Origin of the sequence: Mycobacterium talmoniae, assembly GCF_001854525.1 — a bacterium.
GTDB lineage: Bacteria > Actinomycetota > Actinomycetes > Mycobacteriales > Mycobacteriaceae > Mycobacterium > Mycobacterium talmoniae.
On the sequence record NZ_MLQM01000182.1, the window covers coordinates 1 to 11,022 of the forward strand.

Below are 11,022 nucleotides of genomic sequence, written 5' to 3' on the forward strand. Positions count from 1 at the left end.
TCACCCAGCCGTTCAACGGGCTGGGCCAGCCCAAGACCACCACCTTGACCGGGGCGGCCTGGTCCACCGCGCTGGTGCCGCTGGCGGTGGTCGCGCTGGCGGCGGCCGTGGCCGCGGTCGCGGTGCGCGGCTGGCCGCTGCGCGCGCTGGCGGTGCTGGTCGCCGCGGCCAGCCTGGCGACCGGATACCTCGCCATCAGCCTGTGGACGGTGCGGGACGTGGCGGAGCGCGGCGCCGCCCTCGCGCACGTGGAGGTGGTCTCGCTGGTGGGCAGCGAACGCCGGTCCCTGGGCGCGGCGCTCACCCTGGTGGCGGCGGTGTGCACCCTGCTCGGCGCGGCGTTGCTGATGCGCGCGGCGGCACGGGCGGCGACCACCAAATACGTCGCCCCCGGGACCCGGCGCTCGCTGGCGCAAAGCGACGACGCCGACGCGGGGTTGACCGAGCGGATGCTCTGGGATGCCCTGGATGAGGGCCGCGACCCAACCGAACGGCCGGCGCAGCCGCCGGACACGCGCGATGGCCAGCACGGCTCCGAATCCGACACCGAGGGGCGGTGACGGCCGGTGGCCCGGCGACAGTTACCCTTCGATGGACGTCTTCGCGACGCGTTTCCGACCCCAGGAAGGAACCGACAGGCATGAGTTCGGCGACCGTGCTCGACTCCATCATCGAGGGAGTTCGCGCCGATGTCGCCGCCCGCGAATCGGTCGTCAGCCTGTCCGAGATCAAGGCGGCCGCCAAGGCGGCGCCACCGCCGCTGGACGTGCTGGCGGTGCTGCGCGAACCCGGAATCGGTGTCATCGCCGAGGTCAAGCGCGCCAGCCCGTCGGCCGGCGAGCTCGCGTCCATCGACGACCCGGCCCAGCTGGCCCGCGCCTACCAGGAGGGCGGCGCGCGGATCATCAGCGTGCTGACCGAGCAGCGGCGGTTCAACGGCTCGCTCGAGGACCTCGACGCGGTGCGGGCGGCGGTATCGATCCCGGTGCTGCGTAAAGACTTTGTGATGTCGCCGTACCAGATTCACGAGGCCCGCGCCCACGGCGCGGACATGCTGCTGCTGATCGTGGCGGCGCTGGACCAGCCCGCGCTGGTGGCCATGCTGGAGCGCACCGAATCGCTGGGGATGACCGCGCTGGTCGAGGTCCACACCGAGGAGGAGGCCGACCGCGCGTTACAGGCCGAGGCCAAGGTCATCGGGGTGAACGCCCGCGACCTGAGAACCCTGCAGGTGGACCGGGATTGCTTCGCGCGGATCGCCCCGGGGCTGCCCACCGACGTGATCCGCATCGCCGAGTCCGGGGTGCGCGGCACCGCCGACCTGTTGGCCTACGCCGGCGCCGGCGCCGACGCGGTGTTGGTCGGCGAAGGCCTGGTGACCAGCGGCGATCCGCGGGCGGCCGTCGCGGATCTGGTGACCGCCGGTAGGCATCCGTCCTGCCCGAAGCCGGCCCGCTAGCTCGAGCCGCAGCGATGGCAGATCTGCTCGGCCCGGACCTTCCCCGTTCCAGCGCGGCCGTTACCGAACCCACCCGCCACGATCCCGATGCGCGTGGTCATTTCGGCAGCTACGGCGGCCGGTATGTGCCCGAGGCGCTGATGGGGGTGATCGAGGAAGTCACCGCCGCCTACGACAAGGTGCGCACCGATCAGGAGTTCCTGGACACCCTCGACAAGTTGCAGCGGCACTACAGCGGTCGGCCCTCACCGCTGTATGAGGCCGCCCGGCTGTCCGAGCACGCCGGTGGCGCACGTCTGTTCCTCAAACGAGAAGACTTGAACCACACCGGCTCTCACAAGATCAACAACGTGCTGGGGCAGGCGCTGCTGGCGAAGCACATGGGCAAGACCCGGGTGATCGCCGAGACCGGTGCGGGCCAGCACGGGGTGGCCACCGCCACCGCCTGCGCGTTGCTGGGCTTGGACTGCGTGGTGTACATGGGCGCGGTCGACACCGACCGGCAGGCGCTCAACGTCGCCCGGATGCGGCTGTTGGGGGCCGAGGTGGTCTCGGTGCAGGCCGGGTCAAAAACCTTGAAGGATGCCATTAACGAGGCGTTCCGGGACTGGGTCACCAACGCCGAGAACACCTACTACTGCTTTGGCACCGCGGCCGGGCCGCACCCGTTCCCGACCATGGTCCGGGACTTCCAGCGCATCATCGGCTTGGAGACCCGGGTGCAGATCCAGGACCAGGCCGGGCGGTTGCCCGACGCGGTGACCGCCTGCGTGGGCGGGGGATCCAACGCGATCGGCATCTTCCACGCGTTCCTCGACGATCCGCAGGTTCGGCTGGTCGGGTACGAAGCCGCCGGCGACGGCGTGGCCACCGGGCGGCATGCCGCCACCTTCACCGGCGGGTCGCCGGGGGCCTTTCAGGGATCGTTTTCCTACCTGCTGCAAGACGAGGACGGCCAGACCGTCGAATCGCACTCGATCTCCGCGGGCCTGGACTACCCCGGGGTGGGACCCGAGCACGCCTGGCTGCGGGACAACGGACGCACCGAATACCGGCCCATCACCGACGCCGAGGCGATGGATGCCTTCCGGTTGCTGTGCCGCACCGAGGGCATCATCCCGGCCATCGAATCCGCGCACGCGGTGGCCGGTGCGCTGCAGTTGGGCACCGAGTTGGGGCCCGGCGCGCTGATCGTGGTGAATCTGTCCGGCCGCGGCGACAAGGACGTCGAGACCGCGGCCACCTGGTTTGGCCTGCTCGACCAGAACGGCGGTGCGCAGCGGTGACCCTGGAGCAACGCCAAACCGGCAAGCTGGCACCACTTTTCGACGGCTGCCGCCGCGATGACCGGGCGGCGCTGATCGGCTACCTGCCCACCGGGTATCCCGATGTGCCGACGTCGGTGGCCGCGATGACCGCGCTGGTGGAATCCGGGTGCGACCTCATCGAAGTCGGGGTCCCGTATTCGGATCCCGGGATGGACGGGCCGACGATCGCCGCCGCCACCGAGGCCGCGCTGCACGGCGGTGTGCGGGTGCGCGACACGTTGGCCGCGGTCGAGGCGATCAGCGCGGCCGGCGGCCGCGCGGTGGTGATGACCTACTGGAATCCGGTGCTGCGCTACGGCGTTGACGCGTTCGCGCGGGATCTGGCCGCGGCCGGCGGACAGGGCATGATCACGCCCGACCTGATTCCCGACGAGGCCGAGGCGTGGCTGGCAGCGTCCGAGCAGCACGGCCTGGACCGGATCTTCCTGGTGGCGCCGTCGTCGACGCCGCAGCGGCTGGCCGCCACCGTGGAGGCGTCGCGGGGCTTCGTCTACGCGGCGTCGACGATGGGGGTCACCGGCGCCCGCGACGCGGTGTCGCACGCCGCGCCCGAGTTGGTGCGGCGGGTCAGGGAGGTGTCCGACATTCCCGTGGGGGTGGGCTTGGGTGTGCGGTCCGGTCAGCAGGCCGCCGAAATCGGCGGTTACGCCGACGGCGTCATCGTCGGCTCGGCGTTGGTGTCGGCACTGACCGGCGGTCTGCCGGCGCTGCGTGCCCTCGCGGAGGAACTCGCCGCCGGTGTGCGCCAGAGGATTTCCGCATGATGACGACGACGTTGTTGGCGTCCTTCCCCAGCCCGGGTCGGGGGGTGTGGCATCTGGGTCCGGTGCCGATCCGGGCCTACGCGCTGTGCATCATCGTCGGCATCATCGCCGCCCTGGTGATCGGCGACCGACGCTGGGCGGCCCGCGGCGGTGAGCGCGGGGTGATCTACGACATCGCGCTGTGGGCCGTCCCGTTCGGCTTGCTCGGGGGTCGGCTCTATCACCTGATCACCGACTGGCGCACCTACTTCGGTCCCACCGGCGTCGGCGCCGACGCGGCGCTGCGCATCTGGGACGGCGGCCTGGGCATCTGGGGTGCGGTCGCCCTGGGCGCGGTGGGGGCCTGGATCGGTTGTCGCCGGCGTGGGATTCCGTTGCCGGCCTTCGGCGACGCGATCGCCCCGGGCATCGTGTTGGCGCAGGCCATCGGCCGGTTGGGTAACTACTTCAACCAGGAGCTCTACGGTCGGGAAACGACGGTGCCGTGGGGGATGGAGATCTTCTATCGGCGCGACCCGTCCGGCATCCTGAATGAGCATTCCCTGGACGGGGTGTCGACCGGGCAGGTGTTCGCGGTGGTCCAACCGACATTCCTGTACGAATTGCTCTGGAATGTCCTGATCTTCGTGGTGCTGATCTACGTGGACCGCCGGTTCAAGATCGGCCACGGTCGGCTGTTCGCGTTGTATGTTGCCGGTTACTGCGTCGGGCGGTTCGGCATCGAGTTGCTGCGCTCCGACCCCGCGACCCTGATCGACGGCATCCGGGTCAACTCCTTCACGTCGACGTTCGTGTTCATCGGGGCGGTGGTCTACATCGTGCTCGCGCCTCGGGGTCGTGAGGATCCGGACGCCCTGCGCGCCACCTGGATGACCGAAGAGGAGTCCGAGCCGGACACCGAGCGGGTCGCGGTCCCGTCGGCGGTCGCCGCGGGCGCGGTCGCTGGCGGCGACGGGGCTGACTTGGAAGCGGGCGAAGCCGAGTCGGCGGACGAGTCCGACGTCGAGGAGTTCCCGACCGGCGCGGAGGAGGTCGTCGACGAAGCGGCGGCAGCCGAGGAGGGTGAGGCCGAAGCCGAGGCCGTCGAGCTGGCGGAGGCGGGGGAGGCGGCCGCCGACGAGGCCCTGGTTGAGGCGTCTGCGGACGACGCTGAGGGCGGCGAGACGGTAGCCGCCGCCGCTGCCGAGCCGGTTGCCGAAGAATCCCCGGCTGACGCCGAGGAGCAGGCCGAGCCCGAAGCGGCCGAGGAATCGGCAGCCGAAGAGGGCGAAGCCGAGGCCATCGACGTGGTCGAGGCGGGGGAAGCGGCCGCCGAGGAGCCCCCGGCTGACGCCGTTGAGGAGCCCGCGGAGCAGCCCGAGTCTGAGGCGGCCGAGGAGCCGGTGTCCGAGGAAGCCGACGCTGAGGACGTCGAGGCGCTCGACGCCGAAGAGGCGGTCGCTGAGGAGTCGCCGGCTGAGGAGTCCGGGGAGCAGCCTGCGGGCGAGCCGGTGTCCGAAGAAGCCGAGGCCGAGGCTGAGGACGCCGAGACCCTCGAGGCTGACGAGGCGCCTGTCGAGGCTGTTGGTGATGAATCCGCGGCAGATGCCGAGGAGTTGGCCGATGAGGGCGATAGTGCGGCCGAAGGCGACGAGGCGGGGGACGCTGAAGCCGCGGCTCGCGAGGAGGTCGCTGAGGAGTCCGAGGAGCAGCCTGAGTCCGACGCGGCCGAGGAGTCGGTGGCCGCTGAAGCCGACGCCGAGGCTGAGGATGTCGAGACGTTGGACGAGGACGAGACGCTAGACGCCGACGAGGCCCCTGCGGAATTGTCGGCCGAGGAGGCACTGGCTGACGCCAACGAGGAGCCGGCCGAGCAGCCTGAGTCCGACGCGGCCGAGGAGTCGCTGGCCGACGAAGCCGATGTCGAAGCCGAGCCGGCCGCTGAGGACGCCGACGCCGAGGTTGCTCCCGAGGAGCCGGTGGAGGCTGACGAGTCGCCCGTCGACGAGACCGCGGAAGAGTCCCCGGTCGACGCCGAGCAGCCTGAGCCTGAGGTGGCCGAGGAGGGCGATGCCGCGGCCCAGGACGGCGAGGCGGTAGAGCCTGCAGAGGCGGCTGACGGCGAGACCGCCGAGGAGACCGAGGACCAGCCCGAGCCCGAGGCGGCCCAGGAGCCGGCGTCCGAGGACGGTGACGCCGAGCCCGAGGACGGCGACACGGAAGAGCCCGAAGAGACCCCGTCGTACACCCCGGCTCCGCAGGAACGGCGCCGCTGGTTGAGCAGGCTCAGAAGGCGCCGAGGATAAGCCGCCGTTCTGGCATGCTGGCACCATGACCGGCTCGTCCCAGCGTGTCGCCAGCCGCCGCCGGCTGTATCCGGCCTTGGGCACCGGCGTGCTGCTGGCGGGAGCCCTCGGCTACGTCGGGCTCGTCGACCCGCACCAACCCGATTCGCTGTTCCCGCTTTGCCCGTTTCGGCTACTGACCGGCTGGAATTGCCCCGCCTGCGGCGGGCTGCGCATGACCCACGATCTGCTGCACGGACACCTTGCGGCAGCCGTCATGGACAACGCGTTCCTACTCGTCGGCCTCCCCGCAATGGCGGCATGGATTGTGCTGCGCCGGCGCCGCGGGGCGCCGGTGCTACCGATCCCGGCCGCCGTGACCGCCGCGGTCCTGGCGATTGCCTGGACCGTGCTGCGCAATCTGCCCGGCTTCCCGCTCATCCCCACAATGCTGGCGGGCTAACGGCCGCTGTCCCTGCGCCGCGTGTGCGTCTGTGGCGGAAATTCGGCGGAAAAGCCGCCATGGGCGCACGTTCGGCGCGACCGGCTATCGCGACGCGCTGCCCCCGCCCCCGGTCCGCCAGCGACCGGCCATCGGCCGATTCTTCGCCGTGTGTTCACGCTCGGTGAGACTGCGCGGCGCGGGCCCGCTTCGCGGCCGCGACTATGCTGACGGAGTGACTAGACGCGGCAAGATCGTCTGTACCCTCGGCCCGGCCACCAGCAGCGATGAGATGGTGAAATCGCTGGTTGAGGCCGGGATGGACGTCGCCCGGATGAACTTCAGCCACGGCGATTACGCCGACCACAAGGCCGCCTACGAGAGGGTCCGCGCCGCCTCGGATGCCACCGGCCGGGCCGTCGGCGTCCTCGCCGACCTGCAGGGCCCCAAGATCCGGTTGGGACGCTTCGCCGAGGGCGCCACGCACTGGGCCAACGGGGAGACGGTGCGGATCACCACCAACGACTGCCTGGGCACCCACGATCGGGTGTCGACCACCTACAAGCAATTGGCCACCGACGCGGCCGCGGGCGACCGGGTGCTGGTCGACGACGGCAACGTCGCGCTGGTGGTCGACCGCATCGAAGGTGACGACGTGATCTGCACGGTCACCGAGGGCGGCCGGGTCAGCAACAACAAGGGCATGTCGCTGCCGGGGATGAACGTGTCGGCCCCGGCGCTGTCGGAAAAGGACGTCGAGGACCTGGAGTTCGCCCTGAACCTCGGCGTCGACCTGGTGGCGCTGTCGTTCGTGCGGTCGCCGTCGGATGTCGAACTGGTGCACGCGGTGATGGACCGGGTGGGGCGGCGGGTCCCGGTGATCGCCAAGCTGGAGAAACCGGAGGCAATCGACAACCTGGAGGCCGTGGTGCTGGCCTTCGATGCGGTGATGGTGGCGCGCGGCGACCTAGGGGTGGAGCTGCCCCTGGAAGAGGTTCCGCTGGTGCAGAAGCGGGCGATCCAGATGGCCCGCGAGAACGCCAAACCGGTGATCGTGGCGACGCAGATGCTGGAGTCGATGATCGAGAATTCGCGGCCCACTCGGGCCGAGGCCTCCGATGTCGCCAACGCCGTGCTCGACGGCACCGACGCGGTGATGCTGTCCGGGGAGACCGCGGTCGGTAAGCACCCGCTGGAGGCGGTGCGCACGATGAGCCGGATCGTGTGCGCGGTCGAGCAGAATTCCACCGCCGCCCCGCCGTTGACGCATGTGCCGCGCACCAAGCGCGGCGTGATCTCCTACGCGGCAAGGGATATCGGGGAGCGGCTGGACGCCAAGGCCCTGGTCGCGTTCACCCAGTCCGGTGACACGGTGCGCCGGCTGGCCCGGCTGCACACCCCGCTGCCGTTGCTGGCGTTCACCGCGCTGCCCGAGATCCGCAGCCAGCTGGCGATGACCTGGGGCACCGAGACGTTCATCGTTCCGCCGATGCAGTCCACCGACGGCATGATCCGTCAGGTGGACAAGTCGCTGCTGGAGCTGGGCCGCTACCAGCGCGGCGACCAGGTGGTCATCGTCGCCGGGGCGCCCCCGGGCACGGTGGGCTCCACCAACCTGATCCACGTGCACCGGATCGGGGAGGACGACGTTTGATGCCGGCGAGTAACGAGCCGACCGCATCGAATCCCGATTTCGACGAGCTGATGGCGGTTTTGGACCTCAACCGCATCGGCGAGGACGTGTTCATCGGGTCGCACCCCAGCAAAACCCCGCTGCGGACGTTCGGCGGCCAGCTGATGGCCCAATCGTTTGTGGCCAGCAGCCGCACGCTGCTGCGTGAGTTGCCGCCCAACGCGCTGTCGATCCATTTCATTAACGGCGGCGACCCCGCCAAGGACATCGAGTTTCGGGTGGTGCCGTTGCGTGACGAGCGCCGCTTCGCCAACCGCCGGGTCGATGCGATGCAGGACGGCACCTTGCTGGCGACCGCGATGATCTCCTACCTGTCCGGCGGTGCCGGGTTGGAACACAGCATCGACCCGCCGCAGGTCGCCGAACCGGACACGCTGCCCAGGATCCGGGAGTTGCTGCGCGGCTACGAGGACACCGTCCCGGGTTTCGTCAACGCGTTGCACCCGATCGAGTGGCGGTACACCAACGACCCGGCGTGGGTGATGCGGGATAAGGGCGAACGGCTGGACCACAACCGGGTGTGGGTCAAAGCCGACGGGCCGATGCCCGACGACCCGATGCTGCACACCGCGGTGATGGTGTATTCCTCGGACACCACGGTGCTGGACTCCATCATCACCACCCACGGCCTGTCCTGGGGTTTCGACCGCATCTTCGCGGCCAGCGCCAACCACACGGTGTGGTTTCACCGCCCGGTCCGCTTCGATGACTGGGTGCTGTATTCCACGTCGTCGCCGGTGGCGACCGATTCCCGCGGGCTGGGCAGCGGCTACTTCTTCGACCGGTCCGGGCAGCTGCTGGCCACGGTCGTGCAGGAGGGCATCCTGAAATACTTCCCCGGCTCGCGCCGATAAGCCCGGTAGGGCCGTCGGCAACGATTCGATTGCGACGCAAATTGGCGCAGTCGTCACCCCCTGAACACGGCGTACCGTTCCAACCAGGGGGTATTCGGAAGCCGCTGGAGCCGAGAAACCGGGAGGTGGGGCGTGTACGAATCGTCGGTCGACGTCGCACCCCGGGTGCGGGCCCGAGAACGCGTCGTCGTTCATGTCGATTCCCCCGCCGCCCGCTGGATCGGGGCGTTATCCCTGCTCAGCGCGGCCGGCTGGATGATCCTGGTGATCACCCGCGACCACGAGAACTGGCAGGCGGCAGGTCGGCTGGGCTGGTCGTTGACCATCCTGGCCGCAGTGGCGCTGATCGCCCGAGGCATCTTCCTGGGGCGGCCGGTGACCGCCGCGCACGCGTCGGCGGCGGTGCTGATGCTGGTCGCCGGGCTCACCGCGCACGTGGTGTACTTCGACCTGCTCGGCGACGTGCTGATCGCCGGGTCGGGCCTGGCCCTGATGTGGCCCACCGGCGCGCGTCCACGGCCCGACGACCTGCCGCGGGTGTGGGAGCTGATCAAGGCCACCCGCGCCGATCCGCTGGCGCCGTTCGCCATGCAGGCGCTCAAGTGTTTCCACTTCAGCGCCGACGGCACCGCCGCGCTGGCCTACCGGACCCGGATCGGGTACGCGGTGGTCAGCGGCGACCCGATCGGTGACGAGGCCCGGTTCCCCGAACTGGTCGCCGACTTCGCCGCGCTGTGCCATAGCCGGGGCTGGCGGCTGGTGGTGCTGGGCTGCAGCGAGCGGCGGCTGGGTTTGTGGAGCGACCCGGTGCTGCTGGGCCAGTCGCTGCGGGCCGTGCCGATCGGTCGGGACGTCGTGATCGACGTGGCCAACTTCGCGATGGTGGGCCGCAAGTTCCGCAACCTGCGCCAGGCCGTGCAGCGCACCCGCAACTTCGGGGTCACCACCGAGGTGGTGGCCGAGCAGGACCTCGACCAGGCGCTGCTGGCCGAACTGACCGAGGTGCTGCTGGCCTCACCCAGCGGCGCCCGCACCGAACGCGGCTTCTGTATGGCCTTAGACGGCGCGTTGGAGGGGCGCTATCCGGGGATTCAGCTGATCATCGCCCGCGACGCGGCCGGACAGATCCAGGGCTTTCACCGCTACGGGATCGCCGGCGGCGGCAGCGACGTCAGCCTCGACGTGCCGTGGCGGCGCCGCGGGGCGCCCAACGGGATCGACGAACGGCTCAGCGTCGACATGATCAACGCTGCCAAAGAGGCCGGCGCGCAACGGTTGTCGCTGGCGTTTGCGGCGTTTCCGGAACTGTTCGACACCAAGCAGCGCAGCCGGCTGCAGGGCTTCTTTTATCTCGCGATCCACCTGCTCGACCCGCTGATCGCGCTGGAGTCGCTGTACCGCTACCTGCGCAAGTTTCATTCCTCGGGGGACCGGCGTTATGCGCTGGTGTCGTTGACCCAACTGGTTCCGTTGCTGTACGTGCTGTTGTCGCTGGAGTTCCTGCCGCGTCGCCGACGGCTGTAACGCCCGGTTACGGGGTGGGGGCCGGAATCGCCGGTGTCCTGCTGAACCGGTCCTCGACGCGCTGGTTGAACTCGTCAGCGCACTGTTGTTGGCTGACCCGGTCCGACCCGGCCCGTTGCAGACAGTCGAGGTAGTCGCCGCCGCCGACGCTGTGGAAGATGTTGGCCCAGAAGGCGACCCACACCACGATGAACAGCAGCCCGGCGACGACCGACACAAAGCCCAGCACCACACCGGTGATCGCCACCCCGCCGTTGTCGGCTTCGCCGCGGCGCACCCGGCCCCGCCCGACGAACCCGCAGACCACGGCGGCCACCCCCAGCGCGACACCGCCGATCACGGTGAACGAGGTGACCAGTCCGGCGATGGCGAGCACCAGCGCCGCGACACCCAGACCATTGCGGGGCGCGCCGAACCCCGGCGCGCCGGGGTAGGGCGCCGGTGGATACGGGTACGGCGGCGGCGGATAACCCGCGGCGGCCGGCGGCGGCGGGGGTGCCGGCGCCTGCGGTGTCTCCGGTTCGGCCGCTGCCGCCGACGGGTCCGCTGTCGTGTTTTCGGGCGGGTCGGCGGACTCGGTCATGACTGACGCTCCAGATCAGGCGGATATGGACGGTCGGCAGCCGCCAGGGTACTAGTGACCAGGGTGCTCAGGTGCGGACACGGAATGTCGTTGGGTAGGTGGTGGGTCGCG

The 11,022-nt window shown here is 70.2% G+C and carries 10 protein-coding genes; 9 read left to right on the forward strand and 1 reads right to left on the reverse strand.

The features are described from left to right. The 9 genes from BKN37_RS22910 to BKN37_RS22955 form a co-directional block, all read left to right on the forward strand. Window positions 1-560 (forward strand): TIGR02234 family membrane protein (locus BKN37_RS22910; RefSeq protein ID WP_071029239.1); only part of this gene is annotated, 560 nt, incomplete at its 5' end. A gap of 80 nt (window positions 561-640) precedes the next feature. After that, window positions 641-1,459, forward strand: a complete 819-nt coding sequence (gene trpC, locus BKN37_RS22915; RefSeq protein ID WP_071029240.1) for an indole-3-glycerol phosphate synthase TrpC — start codon at window positions 641-643, stop codon at window positions 1,457-1,459. A 14-nt stretch (window positions 1,460-1,473) separates the two neighbouring features. Continuing rightward, entirely contained in the window at window positions 1,474-2,745 is a 1,272-nt protein-coding gene (gene trpB, locus BKN37_RS22920) for a tryptophan synthase subunit beta (RefSeq protein ID WP_071029241.1), read from the forward strand. After that, complete coding sequence (gene trpA, locus BKN37_RS22925) at window positions 2,742-3,551, forward strand: tryptophan synthase subunit alpha (protein ID WP_071029242.1); 810 nt, start codon at window positions 2,742-2,744, stop codon at window positions 3,549-3,551. The genes trpB and trpA overlap by 4 nt, the downstream gene beginning before the upstream one ends. Then, window positions 3,551-5,836 (forward strand): prolipoprotein diacylglyceryl transferase, encoded by a 2,286-nt coding sequence (gene lgt, locus BKN37_RS22930; RefSeq protein WP_095407184.1) that lies wholly within the window; start codon window positions 3,551-3,553, stop codon window positions 5,834-5,836. The genes trpA and lgt overlap by 1 nt, the downstream gene beginning before the upstream one ends. 25 nt (window positions 5,837-5,861) lie before the next feature. Next, complete coding sequence (locus BKN37_RS22940; RefSeq protein ID WP_071029244.1) at window positions 5,862-6,278, forward strand: DUF2752 domain-containing protein; 417 nt, start codon at window positions 5,862-5,864, stop codon at window positions 6,276-6,278. Window positions 6,279-6,492: 214 nt separating this feature from the next. Continuing rightward, window positions 6,493-7,911, forward strand: a complete 1,419-nt coding sequence (gene pyk / locus BKN37_RS22945; protein WP_071029245.1) for a pyruvate kinase — start codon at window positions 6,493-6,495, stop codon at window positions 7,909-7,911. Continuing rightward, window positions 7,911-8,804, forward strand: coding sequence for an acyl-CoA thioesterase II (locus tag BKN37_RS22950; RefSeq protein ID WP_071029246.1), 894 nt, complete (start codon window positions 7,911-7,913; stop codon window positions 8,802-8,804). Before pyk ends, BKN37_RS22950 begins: the two co-directional genes overlap by 1 nt. Window positions 8,805-8,936: 132 nt before the next feature. Continuing rightward, a complete protein-coding gene (locus tag BKN37_RS22955) occupies window positions 8,937-10,328 on the forward strand; it encodes a bifunctional lysylphosphatidylglycerol flippase/synthetase MprF (RefSeq protein ID WP_071029247.1) in 1,392 nt (463 codons plus the stop codon). Between the two features lie 7 nt (window positions 10,329-10,335). Here the strand turns inward: BKN37_RS22955 and BKN37_RS22960 are convergent, their stop codons facing one another. Continuing rightward, the gene (locus tag BKN37_RS22960; RefSeq protein WP_071029248.1) at window positions 10,336-10,911 is read right to left on the reverse strand and encodes a DUF4190 domain-containing protein; all 576 of its coding nucleotides are present in this window, start codon (window positions 10,909-10,911) and stop codon (window positions 10,336-10,338) included. Between the last annotated feature and the right edge of the window lie 111 nt (window positions 10,912-11,022).